The following is a 19,516-nucleotide window of genomic DNA, read 5'->3' as shown; positions in this document are numbered from 1 at the left end:
GGATTAGCTGATGAACAAATTGATCGTGAGTCTGCTGTTGACCTTGGGCATCACTGGTGTTGCCCATGCTGCAGGTGACGCTACTGCTGGCCAGACAAAGGCCGCTGTATGTGGCGCCTGCCATGGACCGGACGGCAACAGCCCGGCACCCAACTTTCCAAAACTGGCGGGCCAGGGCGAGAAATACCTGACCAAGCAGATGCACGACATCAAGGACGGCAAGCGAACGGTCCTGGAAATGACCGGCATGCTGACCAATCTTAACGATCAGGACCTGGCGGATATCGCGGCGTATTTCGCCAGCCAGGCAGGCAGCGTGGGGGCGGCGGATCCAAAACTGGTCGAGCGTGGTGAAAAGCTGTTCCGTGGCGGCGACCTCGACAAAGGCCTGCCGGCCTGTACCGGCTGCCACTCCCCGGATGGCTCGGGTAACGCCGCAGCAGGTTTCCCGCACCTGGGCGGCCAGCACGCCCAGTACATCGCCAAGCAACTGACCGATTTCCGCAAGGAAGAAGCCGGTCGCGCCAACGATGGCGACGCCATGACCATGCGCACCATCGCGCGCAAATTGAGCGATGAAGACATTGCAGCGGTTGCCAGCTATATCCAGGGCCTGCACAAGTAAGGCGCGCAAGGCCGGGCGTACACCAGTGGTAACGTTAACGCTCGATTAATCCGTCGATGCAAGCATAAAAAGGGTGGCGCGGGCCGCCCTTTTTTGTGGCCGCTACCGTTACACTAACGAACTCATGCCCGTGCAGGCCTGTCATAAAAAAGGTCGCGCGAGGCGACTTTATTTGTCCAGGAGTAAAGCATGCGTAAATTGATCCTCAGCGCCGCTCTCGTCACTGCCAGCCTGTTCGGCATGACCGCCCAAGCCGCCGATGTGCCACTTGAAGCGGGTAAGACCTATGTTGAACTGGCCAATCCTGTACCGGTTTCCGTGCCGGGCAAGATCGAAGTCGTAGAGCTGTTCTGGTATGGCTGCCCGCATTGCTACTCTTTTGAACCGACCATCAACCCTTGGGCCGAAAAGCTGCCTTCGGACGTGAACTTCAAGCGCATCCCGGCCATGTTCGGCGGCCCTTGGGATGCCCACGGCCAGATGTTCCTGACCCTGGAAGCCATGGGTGTGGAGCATAAGGTCCACAATGCCGTGTTCGAAGCTATCCAGAAGGATCGCAAGCCGCTGACCAAGCCTGATCAAATGGCTGACTTCCTCGCCACCCAAGGCGTGGACAAGGACAAGTTCCTCGCAACCTTCAACTCCTTCGCCATCCAGGGCCAGATCAAGCAGGCCAAGGAGCTGGCACAGAAATACGGCGTGCAAGGCGTTCCAACCCTGATCGTCAACGGCAAGTACCGCTTTGACCTCGGCTCCACCGGCGGCCCTGAAGCGACCCTGAACGTTGCCGACCAGCTGATCGCCAAAGAGCGCGCAGCCAAGTAAGGGGCCCGCCATGCGCCGCTGGGGTACAGAACGAGTGGTTGGCCTGCATGATCCGCAGGTCAACGAGCATCATCTCGCGTCCACCGGCCTGCCGGCGGACAGCCGGCTGCGCTTGCTGAGCTTCAATATCCAGGTCGGCATCAGTACCGAGAAGTACCGGCACTACCTGACCCGTGGCTGGCAGCATCTGTTGCCCCACAATGGCCGGGCCGGCAATCTGCAGAAGATTGGCGACCTGCTGGGAGACTTCGACCTGGTGGCCCTGCAGGAGGCCGATGGTGGCAGCCTGCGTTCGGGCTACGTCAACCAGGTCGAACACCTGGCCCAGCTCGGTGCGTTTCCCTACTGGTATCAACAACTCAATCGCAACCTCGGCAAACTCGGCCAGCACAGCAATGGTGTACTCAGCCGCCTTAAGCCCTGGGCGATCGAAGACCATCCACTGCCAGGTCCGAAAGGGCGCGGGGCGATTCTCGTGCGGTTTGGCGAGGGGCCCGAGGCGCTGGTGGTCGTCATGATGCACCTGGCGCTGGGCGCGCGTACCCGCACCATGCAGTTGGCCTACATCCGTGAGCTGATTGGCGATTACAAACACCAGGTGCTGATGGGGGACATGAACACCCACGCCAGTGACCTGTTGGAGAATTCCCCGTTGCGCGACCTCGGGCTGCTGGCGCCCCAGGTCGAAGCCACTTTCCCCAGCTGGCGCCCGCAACGCTGTCTTGATCACATCCTGTTAAGCCCGACCCTGACGCTGGAAAGCGTGCAGGTGCTGGCGCAACCCATTTCCGATCACCTGCCGGTCGCGGTAGAGATTCGTCTGCCGGGTTCGCTCACGGTTGATGCATTACCCGCGTTGAGCCCCGGCCCTCGCGGACCCCTTGCATGAGCGATGAAGCCCAGCGCTGGAAAGAAAAATACCTGTTAAGCATCGAGCAACAAGAAAAGCTCGAACGCCGTTGGGCCGCGCGCCTCGACTTGCTGCGCCGTGGCCTGGTGCGCAGCACCCTGGCCGCCGAGGGCACGGACCGGGCCGTCGACCAGTGCATGAAAGAGATGCGCGATGTGGTGCGCAGCGATGACATGGACGCCGCCCTCGCCGCCCTGCTGCCGCGCCTGGAAAAGGCCGTGCTGGATTCCGAGCAACGCCGTGAAACGCGGGTTGATCAGATCAGCACCGCTATGACCTCCCTGGTCACGCAATTGCAGGCGCTGCCCTTGCCCCGGGAAGTCAGTCGCCCGCTCAAGAGTTTTGCCAAGCAGTTGGACAGCCGCGTCGGCCAGGCGCGGGAAATCCCTCTGCTGCTCAGTGAATTGAGCGGCCTTCAAGGGCAGGCCCTGAGCAACCTCGAGTCGGATGACGAACCGGCTCGCCCGGGTTTGTTGCAACGTCTGTTCGGGGGCAAGGAGGCGGGTACCGAGGTTGCGCCGGTTGAGCCCGCTGCCACGGCCTCCCGGCAAAGCCCTGCTGCTCAGGCAAGCCCGGCCGCCCCGGCGGTTGAGGATGCGCCCGAGCTGGCCCAGGCCCTGCGGGCTTTTGCGCCACAAGCCCAGGCCCCGCAGCCGCAGGTCACTGAGAGCGCACCTGCGCCGGTGCCTGTTGCGCCCCGGGTCGAAGTGGATGAGCTTGTGGCACCGCAGCCGCAGCCGCAGCCGCAGCCGCAGCCGCAGCCGCAGGTTGCCCGTATAACGCCGGTCGAAATGCCTGCTGCCGTGGTCCAGGCCCCGGAATCGGTCCAGTCTGCCGACGTGAGCGTTGTGCCGCAGCGTGAAAGTACGGTCGCAGCGCCGCAGCTCCTGCCAGAGGCGCCGCAGCCGACGGCAATCGGCAGCCTGTCATTGCCGCCGGTGCTGGATGACGAATCGGCTGAAATCGATCCCGAGGCGTTGTACGCCCTGCCCGACTCGCCCGAGCCTTCCTACAGCTCAGTCGCCAAGCACATCGAAGACACCCTGCTCGGCCTGCTGGGCGACCTCGACCTGCCCGAGCATCACCGGCCCCAGGCCGAAGCCATGCGCGAGCGCCTGGCCCACGGGCTCAATTGGTACGAGTTGCTGCCGATCCTTGATGACCTGGCGGTATTGATGCTGGCCATCACTGATAGCGGCCAGCATGAGTTCGAAGCCTACCTCAAGCGCCTCAACGAGCGACTGGAAGCCTTCCAGGCTAACTTGCAGGCGGCCAGCGACGGGCATGCCGACAGCCGCAGCGCTGCGCGCGAGATGGATACGCAGATCCGTGAACAGATGGACGGCTTGCAAAGCAGCGTCCAGGAAGCGGCCGACCTCGATGACCTCAAGCAAGTGCTGGAAAGCCATCTTGAGGGGCTGTTGGGGGCCATGGACGAGCATCAAAAGCAGCGCGACCAGCGTGAACATGAAGTCGCCGCACGGTTGCAGGGGCTGGCGGAGCGGGTAGCAAGCATGGAGCAGGAGGCCCAGGGCTATCGTGAGCACCTTGAGGTCCAGCGCCAGAAAGCCCTGATCGATCCGCTCACCGGCTTGCCCAACCGTGCCGCCTGGAGCGAGCGCCTGGAGTCCGAGGTCAACATCTGGCATCAGCAGGGCAACAGCCTGTCGCTGGCGATGCTGGACCTCGATCACTTCAAGCGCATCAATGACAGCTACGGCCACCTGGCGGGCGACAAGGTGCTGAAGATCATCGCCAATGTGTTGGGCAAACGCCTGCGGCCGACGGACTTTATCGCGCGGTTTGGCGGTGAGGAGTTCGTCTTGCTGATGCCGGATTCGGCGCTGGGCGATGCGCTGCAACTCGGTGAGCGCCTGCGGGCAGCCATCGAGGCGTGCCCGTTTCACTTCAAGGGCGAGCGCGTGACCATCACCATGTCCATCGGCATGGCGCAGTTCCAGCCCGGCGAGCGCAGCGACCTCACACTCAAGCGCGCAGACGAAGCCTTGTATCGGGCCAAGGCGGCGGGGCGCAATCAGGTACAGGCGGGCTGAAAAGTTGTTCCATTTTGTATAGCGGGCCGCTGACCGGCAAACGGTACGTTACACTGTTGCATTATCGTCTTTAGCGTACCGTCTGTTGCCATGAAATTTCTCGTTGCTGCTCTTCTATCCCTCACACTCGCCGGCTGTGCGAGTGGCCCGCGCCTGGATACCAGCCACCCGTCGGTGAACTTCGATAATCGTATCCAGTTCGTCGTCCTGCACTACACCGCTACCAACCTGCAGGGCTCGCTGGCGCTATTGACCAAAGGCCAAGTCAGCAGCCACTACCTGATTGGCGATGATGCCCGTGCAACCATCTATAAGCTGGTGGACGAAGACAAGCGCTCCTGGCACGCCGGGGAAAGTGAGTGGATGGGCCGTACCTGGCTCAATTCCAGCTCCATTGGTATCGAGATCGTCAATCCTGGCTACCGCGACACACCCACCGGGCGCGTCTGGTATCCGTACTCCGAAGCGCAGGTCCAGTCCCTGGTGACCTTGCTCAAGGACATCAGCCAGCGCAATCGGATCAACCCTAAGTTCATTATCGGCCACAGTGATATCGCTCCCGGGCGCAAACTCGATCCGGGCCCATTGTTCCCGTGGAAGCGCCTGGCGGATCAAGGCCTGGGGATCTGGCCCGAGGCCCAGGCGGTTGAGCGGTATCAGGCCGAGTACGCCGGGCAGTTGCCGAGCATTACCTGGTTCCAGGAAGAGTTAGCCCGCGTGGGCTATTCCACGCCGCAGACCGGCGAGCTGGATGTGGCGACGCGGCGGGTGCTGGCTGCGTTCCAGATGCGCTTTAGGCCGGCGTTGTTCGACGGTACGCCCGATGCGCAAAGCGCCGCGATCCTGCGGGTATTGAACCACCGCTAAGGTCTTTAAGCGCTGCGCGCAATTGATGTGCGAGCCGTCGAGCTCCCACCTTTGATCGTTGCTGCCCTTGAGTAGCGTGCTGACTGATAGTTACAGCGGCAACGCCATATAGAATTGCGTGCCCTGCCCCGGCCGGGAATAGACCCCCATGCGGCCACCGTGCAATTGCACGATCTCCTTGCACAGCGCCAGCCCCAGGCCGGCGCCGCCTTTCTTGCGGCCTACCTGGACAAATGGCTCGAAAATCCTGCCCTGCTGGCCGTAGGCGATGCCTTCGCCATTGTCCTCGACGCTGATGATCAGCCGTTCGCCATGGCGCCGCGCCTGCAGGCGAATCTGCCCGCCCTCGCTGGTGTGGCGCAGGGCATTGCCGAGCAGATTGTCCAGGACCCGCTCCAATTGCGCCTGGTCGGCATGCAACCTGGGCAGTTGCGCCTGCGCCTCTACCAGCAGGTCGATGTGTTGCGCATTCGCCAGCTCGGCAAAACGTGCGCGGGCATGTTCAAGCAGATCGTTGATGTCGCACGGCGCCAGAGTGAGTTTTTGCAGGCCGTTCTGGTAGCGGGAAAAGTTGAGCAGGTCGTTGATCAGTTGCATCAAGCGCTGCATTTCTTCGTTGACCGTGTTCAGCAGGTCGGCTTCGCGGGATTCAGGAGGGAATTTCGCCCGCTCCTGGAACAGGCCGAATGCCATGTGCATGCCGGTGACCGGCGTACGCAGTTCATGGGAGGCACGCAGCACGAATTCGCTACGCACGCGCTCGAAGGCGCGCTGCTCGGTAACGTCATGCAACACCATCACGGCGCCGAGAATATGCCCCTGGTGGTGGCTGACCGGCGTCATGCTGTAGGTCAGCAGGCGCGATTCGCCTTCGACTTCCACTTCCAGGTCGTCGGGTGCGCGCTCCAGGTTGCCGCCGCGCAGCACCAGGTGCAGTTGCTCATCCAGTTCGGGGCGTTGCAGCGCGTCGCCCAGGCCCTGCCCCAGGCGGCTCTCGTCCCAGCCCAGTTGGCGCTGGGCTACCGGGTTGAGGTGTTCCAGGTGCCCTTGGCGGTCGATCATCAGCAAGCCGTCGTCGATGCTGTCGAGCACCGCCTGCAAGCGTTGCTGGCCGGCGAGCAATTCGTCGACATTGGTGGCCTGATGCTGGCGCAGCGCTTCGGCCATGATGCCAAAGCGCCGGGTCAGTTGGTTCATTTCCGCCGCCGAAGAAATCGGCAGGGTGACATCAAAGTTGCCTTGGCCGATTTTGTCGGCTGCCTTGGCCAGGGCTTCGATCGGCCCGCCAAAGCGTCGGGCGATGCCGTGGGCGGTGATGAAGCCGATGATCAGCACCGCCAGGCCCACCAGCCCGAGCAGGCCGGCGATCCACAGGGCGCGTTCGCGAGACTGGCTTTCGGTGGCATTGATGTTTTCCAGCGCTCTTTTGTGTTCGCTGATTAGCCCATTGCGCAAGACGTTGAAGCTGGTGGTGAGTTGTTCGTTATTGCGCAGGGACGGCGGCCTATTTTCATTTTCTTCGAACGCTTCGAGGAATGTCAGGTAATCGGCCTTGGCCTGAGAGAAACCTCCCACTCTGGCGACACTCATTTCGTGGGCGATGCCCTCGTCCAGCAGCTTGAAATACTGTTGCTTGGACGTGTTCAGCGCGACCGGGTCCGGAGTGTCGTTGAGCATCAAAATCAGCTGGTCACCCAGGGTCTGGCGCAGCTTGAGCCCCAGGTCCAGGGTAATGAAGTTGCTGCGGATCAGGGCTTCCTGGGTCTTGGCCATTTGCATGACGCTCACCAGCCCCAGTAGCAACCCGAGCAGCGCCACGGTGATCAGCGCAGAAATGCTCAGGAACAGCCGCGTGCGCAGTTTCATCGCCAGCTTCATAAGGTGCAGCTCACAGGTTGTATTGCTTGCGTTTGCGATACAGGGTCGACGCATCGATGCCCAGGGTCTTGGCCGCCTGGTCCAGGGTGTCGCTGGTGGCCAGGACGGCGCCGATATGGGCCTTTTCCAGTTCATCCAGGCTCAACGCCGCGCCGATACGCGGCGAGTTGTTGGTCGGTTGCTCGGCCATCCCCAGATGGCTGATTTCGACTTTCTCCTGGGCGCAGATGATGCTCGCGCGTTCCACGACGTTGCGTAGCTCACGGATATTGCCCGGCCAACGGTAGTTGAGCAGCGCTTCCCGGGCGTCATCGCTGAAGCCGCGAGCCGGTCGTGCGTACTCTTTGACGAAGCGCGCGAGGAAGCGGTCGGCGAGGGCCAGGATATCTTCGCTGCGTTCGCGCAGGGGCGGCAGGTGCAAGGTGATGACGTTCAGGCGATACAACAAGTCCTCGCGAAAGCGTCCGTCGCGCACCATGTCTTCCAGGTTCAGGTTGGTCGCCGCCAGGATGCGCACATCGGCGCGCCGGGTGACAGGGTCACCGACCCGTTCATATTCCTTGTCCTGGATAAAACGCAGCAACTTGGGTTGCAGTGTCAGGGGAAAATCGCCGATCTCGTCAAGAAACAGCGTGCCACCATCCGCTTGGTTGACTCGGCCCAAGGTGCTTTCGCTGGCGCCGGTAAAGGCCCCGCGGCTGTGGCCGAACAGTTCGCTTTCCATCAGTTCGGCGGTCAGGGACGGGCAGTTGATGGTGACGCAGGATTTTTTCGCCCTTTTGCTCCAGCCGTGAATCGCCCGGGCCAACTCACCTTTACCTGTGCCGGATTCGCCGAGGATCAGGATATTGGCATCGGTGCCGGCCACTTGGCGGGCGGTCTCCAGCACCACCATCATCGCCGGGCTATGGGAGTCGAGGCCATCCTTGGGTTGGCGCACCTCGCCTTCCAGCGCTTCCAGGCGCGCCGACAGCTGGCGCACTTCCAGTTGCTTGGCGGTGGCCAGGCGCAGTTGGTCCGGGCTGCATGGCTTGACCAGGTAATCGGCCGCGCCTGCCTGGATCGCATCCACTGCCGTATCGACGGCCGAATGAGCGGTGACGATCACCACACGCATCCACGGTGCCTGGATGCGCATCTGCGCCAGCACGTCCAGGCCATTGTCTTCGCCCAGGCGCAGGTCCAGGAAACACAGGTCGAACACCTGGCGTTGCAACAGGGCATCGGCCTGGGCCGCGCTGTTGGCGGTGGCTACGGTATAGCCTTCATCTTCCAGGCAGTAGCGGAAGGTGCGCAGGATTGCTGACTCGTCGTCCACTAAAAGAATGCGGCCTTGAAGTTCCTTGGCGGATTCCATCTGTCCCGCGCTCCTTAAAATAAGAATGATTGATCTTGGTTAGTCCCGGAATAATCGGGCAAGTTGCATGGTTTATTCTGATTGATTCAAAGCCCTATCGCGCAGCTATCTGAGACCATTCCTACTTATATGCCTGGGCAGCGGGTTTTTAACCCTTGTTGACCCTTCGGCAGTCCTACAGCCCTCTCTGATCCCTTGATCCGACCATTGGCCATCGTGCATTTCGCACGGTGAGGATAGGCGCATCGTGCAGGATGCTGCTGACAAGAAACGCACCTATCTTTTAAGTTGCTGATTTTATTGGTTTTTATTTGGGTTAAAAACTGGCATGCACTCTGCAATACCTCTCCTACAAGCGTGATCAACGAACAAAACAACATGCGGGAGAGATTCAGGATGACTCGCCAAAGCCTCAAGCCATTGCGTGTATCGCCACTGCGCCTTCAACAGGGGCTGTTTGCCAGCCTCGCCTTGATGGTGACCTTGATCGGTGGCCAGCAATTGCAACATTGGCAGCAGAGCCAGCAGTCCGCCCCGCAGTTCGAGCGCGCACCGATGACACAGACCCATTTCCGTTCCGTTGGCAGCACCAGCGCTGACGTGACAGCCCCACGCATGATGGCGGTTGAACAGGACATTGCCCTGTACGACGAACCCGTCCAGGAACGCTGGGTGTTCTAGGCACGAACCTGCCGCCCCGTTGGGTGCGACAGGATGGCTACACAGCAGTCACTTCTATAGACGCAAAAGGAGAATCACCATGTTGAGTTGGGCAATCACATTCCTGATCATTGCCATTGTGGCTGCAGTCCTGGGCTTCGGTGGTATCGCGGGCACCGCTACGGGTATCGCCAAGATTCTCTTTGTCGTCTTCCTGGTGATGTTCATCGCTTCCTTCTTCTTTGGCCGTCGCGGTCGAGGTTGAACATGGCCAACTTGTCTTTCAAAACCCTGGCTGCCGCCCTGCTGTTGGGCGGCAGTGGCTTGGCCATGGCCGCCAATGACGGCCAGGCGCGGGCCAATGAACTGCTCAATGCCGACCCGCAGTATCGGGAAACCTGGCAGGGCGTGGTCAAGAAGGAAGAGCGCCTGCCGGAATGGGTGATCAACCTGTCGGGCACCTCTGAGCAGATGAATGCCGTGACGGAGGACGGTGATGGGTATCTGGTAGGGCCGCTGTGTGAAACGGCTGACACCTGCCTGAATAAACGCCTGATCGTTGCCTTCAGCCTTGATAAGGAAGATGCCTACGCGATGCTGGTCGAAGTCCCAGCCGGGCTTCCGGCGGACAAGTCGCCAACTAGGCATGCGGACTACCGCTTCATCGGCAAGCCTGATGAAGGCATGCAGAAGTTGCTCATGGAGCAACTGAAGAAAGATCCGAATTGGTACTAGGCCCGTCTGCGGGCCTTACCCACATGGAAACCGGCCAACTGCCTGTTTCCGTTTGCACCTGCCTGGCGGCGGTGCATGACCAGGGGGCCGGGTTGCTCTGATCAAAGTGGATCGGCGTGACCTACGGGTACAGGGAGTGCCTGCGCAAGGGCCGGGTCAGGAGAAAAGCTGCGACGCAGGTCCGCAGGCAGTTATGGCCTGACGGACTTGCGACGGGCTTGTTCACCATCCCGTGGCACTTATGCTGTACTTAGCTGCAAATTTCCTTTCTGCATCATCACAACCGTTTCACGGTGTTGCTACGTGACCATCTATCGAGAAAGTTTGTCTACGGCCAGACCTGTTTCTTGACGGTATGCGTAGGAAATTTCAAGAGTTTTTCCCTCCCCGCAAAAAAACCGAAAATCCCTGGGCAAGCCTGAAATGACCGGTTCACGGCAGGTATGCCTGACAAAATGTCGCATTCGAACTGACCAAACAGACAGATTTATTTGCAAAAACCCATGCCGATTCGGCATAGGGTAGGCGTTTACGGCATTAGACTCTGCCCCCGCGCATCGGAATAGTTGCGCCTTTTTTCGCTTGCCAGTAAGCCATATCGGCCATCTGCGGTGACCTTCTACGGAGGTTGATGCTCACACTTTTTCGCTCCCGGGCGTTCCAGCTGGCGCATCTGCCTGAGTCCACTTGAAACAAGGGTAATGACATGAAGAAGGCAAAACTAAGCCTCGCCTGGCAGATCCTCATCGGTCTGGTGCTAGGGATTGCAATCGGTGCTGTACTCAACCACTTCAGTGCCGAAAAAGCCTGGTGGATCAGCAACGTGTTGCAACCGGCGGGCGATATCTTTATCCGCCTGATCAAGATGATCGTGATCCCGATCGTGATTTCGTCGCTGATTGTCGGAATCGCCGGTGTGGGGGATGCGAAAAAACTCGGTCGGATCGGCGTGAAGACCATCGTTTACTTCGAAGTGGTCACTACCATCGCGATTGTGGTCGGTCTGCTGTTGGCCAACCTGTTCCACCCCGGTGCCGGGATCGACATGAGTACCCTGGGTACCGTGGATATCTCCAAGTACCAGGCGACCGCCGCCGAGGTGCAGCATGAACATGCGTTCATCGAGACCATCCTCAACCTGATCCCATCGAACATCTTTGCCGCCGTGGCCCGTGGCGAGATGCTGCCGATCATCTTCTTCTCCGTGTTGTTCGGCCTGGGCTTGTCGAGCCTCAAGCCAGACCTGCGCGAACCCCTGGTCACCATGTTCCAGGGCGTGTCCGAGAGCATGTTCAAAGTCACCCACATGATCATGAAATACGCCCCTATCGGTGTATTCGCCCTGATCGCCGTGACCGTGGCCAACTTCGGCTTCGCCTCGCTGTTGCCATTGGCCAAGCTGGTAATCCTGGTCTACGTTGCCATCCTGTTCTTCGCCTTTGTGATTCTTGGCCTGATCGCCCGCCTGTTTGGCTTCTCGGTGATCAAGTTGATGCGCATCTTCAAGGATGAGCTGGTACTGGCCTACTCCACCGCCAGCTCCGAGACCGTGCTGCCGCGCGTGATCGAGAAGATGGAAGCCTACGGTGCGCCGAAAGCCATTTGCAGCTTCGTGGTGCCGACCGGTTACTCGTTCAACCTCGACGGTTCGACCCTGTACCAGAGCATCGCGGCGATCTTCATTGCCCAGCTGTATGGCATCGACCTGTCGGTTGGCCAGCAACTGATGCTGGTACTCACCCTGATGGTCACCTCCAAAGGTATCGCCGGCGTGCCGGGCGTGTCCTTCGTGGTGCTGCTGGCCACCCTGGGCAGCGTGGGTATCCCATTGGAAGGCCTGGCGTTCATCGCCGGTGTCGACCGCATCATGGACATGGCGCGTACCGCCCTGAACGTGATCGGCAACGCCCTGGCCGTGTTGGTCATCGCGCGTTGGGAAGGCATGTACGACGATGCCAAGGGCGAGCGCTACTGGAACTCCCTGCCACACTGGCGGACCAAGACCGCGCTGCCGGCTGGCGAGACCAGCCAGGGCTGATCCCTGCTTGATACGCACAAACCCCGGTAAATCCGGGGTTTGTCGTTTCTGTCAGCCCCGCTATCATTCGCCACATATTTAAAGGGGTGTGACTGATGCTCAATGGCCTGTGGCTTGGCTTCTTTGTCGTGGCGATGGTATCGGCGCTGGTGCAATGGCTGGTGGGCGGTAACGCCGGGATCTTTGCGGCGATGGTGGAGAGTATTTTCGCCATGGCCAAGCTGTCTGTGGAAGTGATGGTGCTGCTGTTCGGCACCTTGACCCTGTGGCTGGGCTTTTTGCGCATCGCCGAGAAGGCCGGGATCGTCGAGTGGCTGGCCAAGGCCCTGGGCCCGCTATTCTTGCGGCTGATGCCGGAAGTACCGGCCGGTCACCCGGCCATCGGCTTGATCACCCTCAACTTTGCCGCCAACGGCCTGGGCCTGGATAACGCGGCGACGCCGATCGGCCTCAAGGCCATGAAGGCGCTGCAAGAACTCAATCCGATCCCCAACACCGCGACCAACGCGCAGATCCTGTTCCTGGTGCTCAACGCGTCTTCCCTGACCTTGCTGCCGGTGACGATCTTCATGTACCGCGCCCAGCAAGGCGCGCCCGACCCGACCCTGGTGTTCCTGCCGATCCTGCTAGCCACCAGCGCCTCGACCCTGGTGGGCCTGCTGTCGGTGGCGCTGATGCAGCGCCTGCGCCTTTGGGACCCGGTAGTGCTGGCGTACCTGATCCCCGGTGCGCTGGTGCTGGGCGGCTTCATGGCCTTGCTGGCGACGATGTCGGCCACGGCCCTGGCGGGCTTGTCTTCGATCCTCGGCAACCTCACGTTGTTTGGCCTGATCATGCTGTTTTTGCTGATCGGTGCGCTGCGCAAGGTCAAGGTCTATGAAGCGTTTGTCGAAGGCGCCAAAGAGGGCTTTGACGTCGCGAAGAACCTGCTGCCGTACCTGGTGGCGATGCTGTGTGCGGTTGGCGTACTGCGCGCTTCCGGGGCGCTGGAGTTTGGCCTCGAAGGGATTCGCCATCTGGTGGCCTGGACGGGCCTGGACACGCGTTTTGTCGATGCCTTGCCCACGGCGATGGTCAAGCCCTTCTCCGGCAGCGCGGCGCGGGCGATGCTGATCGAGACCATGCAGACCCAGGGTGTGGACAGCTTCCCGGCGCTGGTGGCGGCGACGATCCAGGGCAGTACCGAGACCACCTTCTACGTGCTGGCGGTGTACTTTGGCTCGGTGGGTATCCAGCGGGCGCGGCATGCGGTGGGGTGTGCGTTGCTGGCGGAATTGGCCGGTGTGGTGGCGGCGATTGCTGTCTGCTACTGGTTCTTTGGCTAAGCTTTAGATCGCTATCGCAGGCAAGCCAGCTCCCACATTTTGATGTGTGAACACCGTCAAATGTGGGAGCTGGCTTGCCTGCGATGAGGCCCTCAGCGTTTAGGTGCTGAGTTGCCCTGCGCCACCACCCAATCCACCACCTGCTTGTTCAACTGATCCCCCGCCAACCCAAACCCGGCCACTACCGCCGGCACCTGGGTATCACTCACCGGCTGGCGCACTTCAAAGCGCTTGGCCGCTACGATCCGCTGGTCACTGCCGCGCACCAATCGCGCATCCAGCCGGATCACCACCTCCACCGCCGCGCCCCGGTACTCGCTCTGGAAGGCCTGCAACTGCCCGCCCAGCTCGAAATCCGCCTGCAGGTTGGTGTCATCAGTGCTCAGGAACGCCACCCGGCCATCACGCTGGAAACCGTCCAGCAGACGGTTGCGCAGCAGCACCGGCGCCGGATCGCTCCAGCGCGACTGGGCGTAGCTGCTGATCAAGTCGCCCTGGGGCACCACGGCAATGCGCGGGCTGTCGAGGAATTCACTGGCCTGCGGCTTGGCCAGGCGCAATGACCAGGTGCCCGCGCTGCCATGGGCAGGTGCTGGCGCCTGGGCCGCCGGCAGCCGGTAGACATTGGACGGATCGGCCTTGGGCAGGATCGAGCAGGCGCTGACCAGGGCCAGGGCTACCGGGAGGATCATTTGGTAAGCACGCTTCATGGCGTGAACTCCTTGTTCTTGTCACTGCCCAGCAGATACCCGCTGGGGTTGGCTTCCAGGCGACGGGTGATGGCGCGCAGGGAGCCGAGGGTATCGCGCAGCTCGCGCACGGCGGGCGCCAGTTCGTTGAGGCCCTGCATGCCGCTGTTCAGGGAGTCCTTGTTGCTGTCCAACAAACTGTTGATGGTGGCGGTGCTTTGCTCCAGGGAGCGCATGGCCCCTTCGGCGCTGCCGAACATCTGTTTGCCCTGGTCGTTGAGCAGCCCGTTGGCGTTGCGCATCAGCGCGGTGGTCTGCTCCAGGGCGCCGCCGGCCTGTTTGCTGACCTGGGCCAATTGCTGCATCACCACCTTGATATCGCCCCGTTGCTCGGCGATGGCCCCGGTGGTCTGCTCCAGGTGCGCCAGGGTGCCGCTCAGGCGGTCGACGTTAGCCGGCGAGAACATGCGGTTGGCGTTGTGCAGCAACAGGTTGATGCTGGTCATCAGGTCGTTGCTGTTGTTCAGCAGCCGGGCAATGGGCGATGGCGAGGCGATGATCTGCGGCAGCTCGCCGTTCTTGCCCTTGAGCTCGGCGCTTTGTGGGGTGCCGCCGCTGAGCTGGATGATCGAGGTGCCGGTGATGCCGGTCAGCGCCAGCTTGGCCTGGGTGTCTTCCTTGATCGGTGTCTGCCCGGCCAGGCGGATGCGCGCCAGTACGCGGCGCGGGTCCTTGGGATCCAGGCGCAGGCTGGTGACATCACCGACCTTGATCCCGCTGTACTGCACCGCGCTGCCCTGGGACAGGCCGCTGACCGCTTCGTTGAAGATCACTTCGTAATCCTGGAACGCGCTGTCGACGCTGGACTTGGCCAGCCACAGGCCGAAGAGCATGGCGCCGACCACGACTATCACGCTGAACAGACCGATCATCACATGATGGGCTCGGGTTTCCATGTCATACCTCGTTGAGCTGTTGAGCGGCATCCAATGCCGCGCGGCCCCGGGGGCCATGAAAGTATTCGTGAATCCAGGCGTCGTTCGTTTGCGAAACAACATCTATGGCTCCGGCCACCAATACCTTTTTCTGCGCCAGCACCGCCACGCGGTCGGTGATGGTGTAGAGCGTGTCCAGGTCATGGGTGATCAGCAGCACACTCAGGCCCAAGGCATCGCGCAGGGTCAGGATCAGTTGGTCGAATGCCGCTGCACCGATGGGGTCGAGGCCGGCGGTGGGTTCATCGAGAAACAGAATGTCCGGGTCCAGGGCCAGGGCGCGGGCCAGGGCCGCACGCTTGATCATCCCGCCGGAGAGCGACGACGGGTATTTGTCGGCCGCCGACAACGGCAGCCCGGCCAGGGCCAGCTTCACCGCCGCCAGGTGCTCGGCATCGGCGCGGCTGAGGCCGGCGTGTTCGATCAATGGCAGGGCGACGTTCTCCGTGACCGTCAGCGAGGAAAACAGCGCGCCCTTCTGGAACAGCACGCCGAAACGTCGTTCCACCAGGGAGCGCTCCTGCTCCGACAGGCTCGGCAGGTTCTGCCCGAACACCCGCACCTGCCCTTCGCTGGGCTGACGCAGGCCGATGATGCTGCGCAGCAGCACCGACTTGCCGCTGCCCGAGCCGCCGACCACGGCGAGGATCTCGCCTTTGTACAGGTCCAGGTCGAGGTTTTCATGCACGCTCTGCGGGCCAAAGCGGTTGCACAGGCCACGGACTTCGATCACCGCCTCGCTGGGCGCTCGCTGTAAACGGCTCACCAGCCCATCTCCATAAAGAACAGTGCGGCGACTGCGTCGAGCACGATCACCACGAAAATCGACTGCACCACCGCAGAGGTGGTGTGGGCGCCGACCGACTCGGCGCTGCCGCTGACCTTGAAGCCTTCCAGGCAGCCAATGGCGGCGATCAGGAAGGCAAAGAACGGCGCTTTGACCAGGCCCACCAGCAAATGCTGGACGCCAATGTCCGATTGCAGCAGCGAGAGGAACATCGCCGGCGAGATATCCAGGGCCACGGCGCACACTACGCCGCCGCCGATAATCCCCGAAATCATGGCGAGAAAGGTCAGCATCGGCAGCGCTACCAGCAGCGCGAGGACGCGCGGCAGTACCAGCAACTCCATGGGGTCGAGGCCCATGGTGCGGATGGCGTCGATTTCTTCGTTGGCCTTCATCGAGCCGATCTGTGCGGTGAAGGCGCTGGCGGTGCGGCCGGCCATCAGGATCGCGGTGAGTAGGACACCGAACTCCCGCAGGAAGGAAAACGCCACGAGGTCCACGGTAAAAATACTCGCGCCGAAACTTTCCAGCACCGTGGCGCCGAGAAACGCGACCACGGCGCCCACCAAAAAGGTCAGCAAGGCGACGATGGGTGCGGCATCGAGCCCGGTCTGTTCGATATGCGCCACCATCGGCGTCAGGCGCCAGCGCTTGGGCCGGAACACGCCGCGGGCAAAGGTTGCGAGGATCAGGCCGATAAAGCCCAGCAGGGTCATGGCGTCTTGCCAGACCGTATCCACCGCGCGGCCGATGCGGGCCAACAGCTGGATGCCGGCGCTTTCCTGCGGCTCCTTGACCGGCACACAGAAGTCATTCAGGGAGCGGTAGACGGTCTTGAGCAGTGCGCGGTCGGCGGCGGGCAGACGGCAGTCGGTTTGTTCGGCGGAGTGTTCGATGCGCTCCGGGCCCAGCAGCTCTACCAGCAGCGAGGCGCCGGCGGTGTCGAGCGCACCCAGGCCGTTGAGGTCGACGCGGGTGCTGGCGTCGTACTGGCCGTCGAGGCTTGTCGACAACTTCTTCAGGGCGCTGTAATGGGCCAGCGTCCAGTCCCCGGTGACCCGCAGTTGGGGCGGCTGGGTGGATGCGTCCAGGTGGGCATTGCCTGCCGTTGTGCTACTGGTCATAAGCTCCGAGCTTGTTTGGCTATTCCACAATTGCTATGTAATAGCACGATCCGTCCTACTTTGGCGTGTCCGTTTGCGCTGTGTCAGTGACTTTAAAGCGCAACACGCCGATCACCTGGCCGTCTTCGGTCAGCACCCGTACTTGCCAGCGGCCCACGGCATTCGCCGGGAAGTTCTGCTTGTGGGTCCAGGCCCGGTAGCCTTCCTTGCGCCCGCCGTGGATATCCAGGGCGATGCGGTCGACTTGTTTGCCGTTGAACTGCCATACATGGTAGATGCGCTCGTCCAGCCCGCGCGGTGCGTTGATCGCGGTGTAGGCGTACAGGCCGCTGCTGCGCAGTTGGCTGGCGCTGACTTCCTTGAGGTCATCGCCGGGGGTGCGGTCCTGCAATTGGGTACTGATCGCCACTTCGGTCATCCACAGCGTGGCCGGCGGTACCCAGCTGCGTAGGAACCAGCCTGCGCAACCAATCGCCGCCGTCACGCCCAGCAGCATCAGCCAACCCTTGACGCTGCGCAGCGGCAGGCTCACGGCCAAGCTGGGGATCGACAGGGCCATCGCCACCCCCAGCGCCAGTTTGTAACTCTCGGCGGTGGTCAGGTGCAGGATGATCGGCAGCGCGGTGAGCAAGGCGGCAAACAGGGTCAGGGTGTGCAGCGCCAGAAACAGCGAGCGCTTGGGCGCCAGCCATTTGTAGTACAGCGGGTCGGTGATCGAGACGAGCGCGGCGGCGCCCAGCAAGCCGGTGAAAATCGCCTGGCTGCTGTTCCAGGTGGTGGTGACGAAAAAGAACGGCAGGACAAAGAACAGGCTTTCCTGGTGGATCATCTGTGTGGCGTAGCGCAGCAGCGGTTCGGGAATTTCCCGCTTGAAGACCTTGCTGAACAGCTGGGTGAAGCTGTTTTCGAGCATCAGCCACAGCCAGCTCACCAGCATGATGATCGCGATCCAGCTGGCCATGCCTTGCTGGCGGTCCACCAGGATAAAGCTGCCCACCCCCGAGATAAAACCGCCGAGTGCGATCACACCTGGGTAGCGCTTCATCAGTTCGAGGATGCGCTGTATGAAATGGGTCAGGTATGGCATTCGGCGGTTCGCAGTCTTTGTAGGAAAAAATCCCAGACAGAATAACGTCTTAGCCCGTTGATAGGCGTGTCATTACACAATTGCTTTGCGATAACGGCGCAGCCCGATCAGCCCAATGGCGATCAGCCCCAGCATGCCTGCGGCGCCCCAGCCCAGGGCGTCGTAACTGAGCAGCGGCTTTTCAATGCGCCAGTAGCCTTGTTGGTTGAACAGCTGGCGCATGGCCTGGTTGGTTTGCGCCAGGCTCACGGCCTTGATGCGCTTGGCCGGGTCGCTGAAGCGCCCGTCGGCGTAGTCGGCCAAGGCGCTCCAATAGTAGTCGGCCAGCGCGCTATTGCCTTGCACGGCCCAGGCCTGGCGGTCGATGGCGGCTTGTTGCAGGCGGCGAAAGGTGGCCGGGTCGAGGCCATCCTCAAGCAGCCTGGCCTTGAGGTTCTCTAGGACGTGTTCGGCCTCGGGCAGGTTGTCGCGGTCGAGGTCGGCATTCAGGCTCATGAAACCCACGCCGCCCAGCACTTCGCGCTCGCTCCACGGGCCGTAGGACAGGCCATGCTGCAGGCGCAACTGGCGATACAACGCCCAATCCAGGTAATCCTTGAGCAGGTCGTAGGTGGCATCGTGCTGGTCGTCCAGCATCGGCTCGGGGAACAGCCAGTGCAGCTTGGCGCCATCGCCGACCCAGCCCCGGATCAGGTCACGATGGATCGCTGCGGCGCCAAGGGTTTGCGGCAAGGCCCGGTGTTCGGTGGGGTCCACCGGTTCGAGCTGGCCATAGGTGCGTTCCAGGTAGGCCGGTAGCAGTTTGTCGAGGTCGCCGACGATGATCAGGGTCATGTTGTTGGGGGCGTACCAGTCCTGGCGTACCTTTTCCAACTGGGCGCGGGTCAGGTGCTCGACCTCGGCGCGCTCGGCGCATTTGAGGCCCAGCTCCACCGCCAGTTGATTGCTGGCGTTGTGCCCCAAGTCCTGGCGATCCAGCAGGCGTTGCAGGTGCGAATAGTGGCCACCGTCTTCGCGCTCGACCACTTGCTTGGCGGCGTTGATCGCCGCGTCGCTCAGTTCGGTACGGGTCAGGATCGCCTTCAGCAGGTCCAGCACCTTGCGCTGGTTACGTGCCGGGGCCTCGATGACGAAGGTGGTGTCGGCATTGCTGGTGTAGGCGTTCCACTCCCCGCCCAGGGCCTGCATCTGTTCTTCCAGCACACCTTCGCCGCCGCCATCGATGCCGCTGAACAGCAGGTGTTCGAGCAGGTGCGGCAGTTCCTTGTCGGCGCAGCTGAAGTCGTCCAGGCCTACGCCGACCACCAGGCGGATCGCCACGTGCCCGCGCTCGGTGCCCGGCTTGAGCAACAATTGCAGGCCGTTGGGCAGCATATAGCCTTCGACCTGCAAGCGATCAAAGGCGTGGGCCGAGCCTATGAGCAGGCAGGCGAATAACAGGCGACGCATAACGGGGTTCCTGGCGGGTGATGACAGTGGGAGCAGCCAGTGTGTCAGGCACGTATTCGTCTGCTGACACACCGCTATCGCGGGCAAGCCCGCTCCCACATTGGTTGGGCG

18 protein-coding genes are annotated in these 19,516 nt (G+C 61.8%); 10 read left to right on the top strand and 8 right to left on the bottom strand.

The features are described from left to right. Positions 1 to 10: 10 nt before the first annotated feature. The 5 genes from HBO19_RS10095 to HBO19_RS10075 all read left to right on the top strand — a co-directional run bounded on the left by HBO19_RS10095 (position 11) and on the right by HBO19_RS10075 (position 5,281). Positions 11 to 625, top strand: coding sequence for a cytochrome c4 (locus HBO19_RS10095; RefSeq protein WP_169954121.1), 615 nt, complete (start codon positions 11 to 13; stop codon positions 623 to 625). A 189-nt stretch (positions 626 to 814) separates the two neighbouring features. Continuing rightward, positions 815 to 1,450: a thiol:disulfide interchange protein DsbA gene (gene dsbA / locus HBO19_RS10090; RefSeq protein ID WP_170041976.1), complete on the top strand. Its 636-nt coding sequence runs from the start codon at positions 815 to 817 to the stop codon at positions 1,448 to 1,450. A 10-nt stretch (positions 1,451 to 1,460) separates the two neighbouring features. After that, a complete protein-coding gene (locus HBO19_RS10085; protein WP_169954123.1) occupies positions 1,461 to 2,339 on the top strand; it encodes an endonuclease/exonuclease/phosphatase family protein in 879 nt (292 codons plus the stop codon). Continuing rightward, entirely contained in the window at positions 2,336 to 4,414 is a 2,079-nt protein-coding gene (locus tag HBO19_RS10080) for a diguanylate cyclase (RefSeq protein WP_170057444.1), read from the top strand. Before HBO19_RS10085 ends, HBO19_RS10080 begins: the two co-directional genes overlap by 4 nt. 90 nt (positions 4,415 to 4,504) lie before the next feature. Next, a complete protein-coding gene (locus tag HBO19_RS10075) occupies positions 4,505 to 5,281 on the top strand; it encodes an N-acetylmuramoyl-L-alanine amidase (protein WP_170057443.1) in 777 nt (258 codons plus the stop codon). Positions 5,282 to 5,371: 90 nt separating this feature from the next. On the opposite strand, the gene HBO19_RS10070 is transcribed toward HBO19_RS10075, so the two are convergent. Together HBO19_RS10070 and algB are read right to left on the bottom strand one after the other, a co-directional pair. Continuing rightward, on the bottom strand, positions 5,372 to 7,159 hold the full coding sequence (locus tag HBO19_RS10070; protein ID WP_169954126.1) for a KinB sensor domain-containing domain: 1,788 nt from the start codon (positions 7,157 to 7,159) through the stop codon (positions 5,372 to 5,374). Positions 7,160 to 7,169: 10 nt separating this feature from the next. Further along, complete coding sequence (gene algB / locus HBO19_RS10065; protein WP_169954127.1) at positions 7,170 to 8,516, bottom strand: sigma-54-dependent response regulator transcription factor AlgB; 1,347 nt, start codon at positions 8,514 to 8,516, stop codon at positions 7,170 to 7,172. A 396-nt stretch (positions 8,517 to 8,912) separates the two neighbouring features. On the opposite strand from algB, the gene HBO19_RS10060 reads away from it, so the two are divergent. The 5 genes from HBO19_RS10060 (at position 8,913) to HBO19_RS10040 (ending at position 13,274) form a co-directional block, all read left to right on the top strand. Beyond that, positions 8,913 to 9,197, top strand: coding sequence for a hypothetical protein (locus HBO19_RS10060; RefSeq protein ID WP_169954128.1), 285 nt, complete (start codon positions 8,913 to 8,915; stop codon positions 9,195 to 9,197). A gap of 79 nt (positions 9,198 to 9,276) precedes the next feature. Next, entirely contained in the window at positions 9,277 to 9,441 is a 165-nt protein-coding gene (locus HBO19_RS10055) for a DUF1328 domain-containing protein (RefSeq protein WP_003170804.1), read from the top strand. 2 nt (positions 9,442 to 9,443) lie between these two features. Then, positions 9,444 to 9,911 carry an inhibitor of vertebrate lysozyme family protein gene (locus HBO19_RS10050; protein ID WP_169954129.1) on the top strand — a complete coding sequence of 156 codons (468 nt, stop codon included), beginning with the start codon at positions 9,444 to 9,446 and terminating at the stop codon, positions 9,909 to 9,911. 706 nt (positions 9,912 to 10,617) lie between these two features. After that, positions 10,618 to 11,949, top strand: a complete 1,332-nt coding sequence (gltP, locus tag HBO19_RS10045; protein ID WP_057444842.1) for a glutamate/aspartate:proton symporter GltP — start codon at positions 10,618 to 10,620, stop codon at positions 11,947 to 11,949. A gap of 95 nt (positions 11,950 to 12,044) precedes the next feature. Continuing rightward, on the top strand, positions 12,045 to 13,274 hold the full coding sequence (locus tag HBO19_RS10040; RefSeq protein ID WP_170057442.1) for a spore maturation protein: 1,230 nt from the start codon (positions 12,045 to 12,047) through the stop codon (positions 13,272 to 13,274). 92 nt (positions 13,275 to 13,366) lie between these two features. Here HBO19_RS10040 and HBO19_RS10035 read toward each other — a convergent pair whose 3' ends face one another. The 6 genes from HBO19_RS10035 to HBO19_RS10010 form a co-directional block, all read right to left on the bottom strand. Beyond that, positions 13,367 to 13,984, bottom strand: coding sequence for an ABC-type transport auxiliary lipoprotein family protein (locus HBO19_RS10035; RefSeq protein ID WP_170057441.1), 618 nt, complete (start codon positions 13,982 to 13,984; stop codon positions 13,367 to 13,369). Next, complete coding sequence (locus tag HBO19_RS10030) at positions 13,981 to 14,919, bottom strand: MlaD family protein (RefSeq protein WP_170041969.1); 939 nt, start codon at positions 14,917 to 14,919, stop codon at positions 13,981 to 13,983. The genes HBO19_RS10035 and HBO19_RS10030 overlap by 4 nt, the downstream gene beginning before the upstream one ends. A gap of 1 nt (position 14,920) precedes the next feature. Beyond that, positions 14,921 to 15,724: an ATP-binding cassette domain-containing protein gene (locus tag HBO19_RS10025; protein ID WP_169954133.1), complete on the bottom strand. Its 804-nt coding sequence runs from the start codon at positions 15,722 to 15,724 to the stop codon at positions 14,921 to 14,923. Further along, the gene (locus HBO19_RS10020; protein WP_169954134.1) at positions 15,721 to 16,869 is read right to left on the bottom strand and encodes an ABC transporter permease; all 1,149 of its coding nucleotides are present in this window, start codon (positions 16,867 to 16,869) and stop codon (positions 15,721 to 15,723) included. The genes HBO19_RS10025 and HBO19_RS10020 overlap by 4 nt, the downstream gene beginning before the upstream one ends. Before the next feature lie 55 nt (positions 16,870 to 16,924). Further along, complete coding sequence (locus tag HBO19_RS10015) at positions 16,925 to 17,956, bottom strand: DUF5924 family protein (protein WP_170057440.1); 1,032 nt, start codon at positions 17,954 to 17,956, stop codon at positions 16,925 to 16,927. A 72-nt stretch (positions 17,957 to 18,028) separates the two neighbouring features. Next, complete coding sequence (locus HBO19_RS10010) at positions 18,029 to 19,405, bottom strand: pitrilysin family protein (RefSeq protein ID WP_170057439.1); 1,377 nt, start codon at positions 19,403 to 19,405, stop codon at positions 18,029 to 18,031. Positions 19,406 to 19,516 lie beyond the last annotated feature (111 nt).

This window comes from Pseudomonas sp. WS 5021 (assembly GCF_012985535.1).
Lineage (GTDB): Bacteria > Pseudomonadota > Gammaproteobacteria > Pseudomonadales > Pseudomonadaceae > Aquipseudomonas.
Note: the sequence above shows the minus strand (reverse complement) of the source record. Positions and strands in the feature narration are given on the sequence as shown.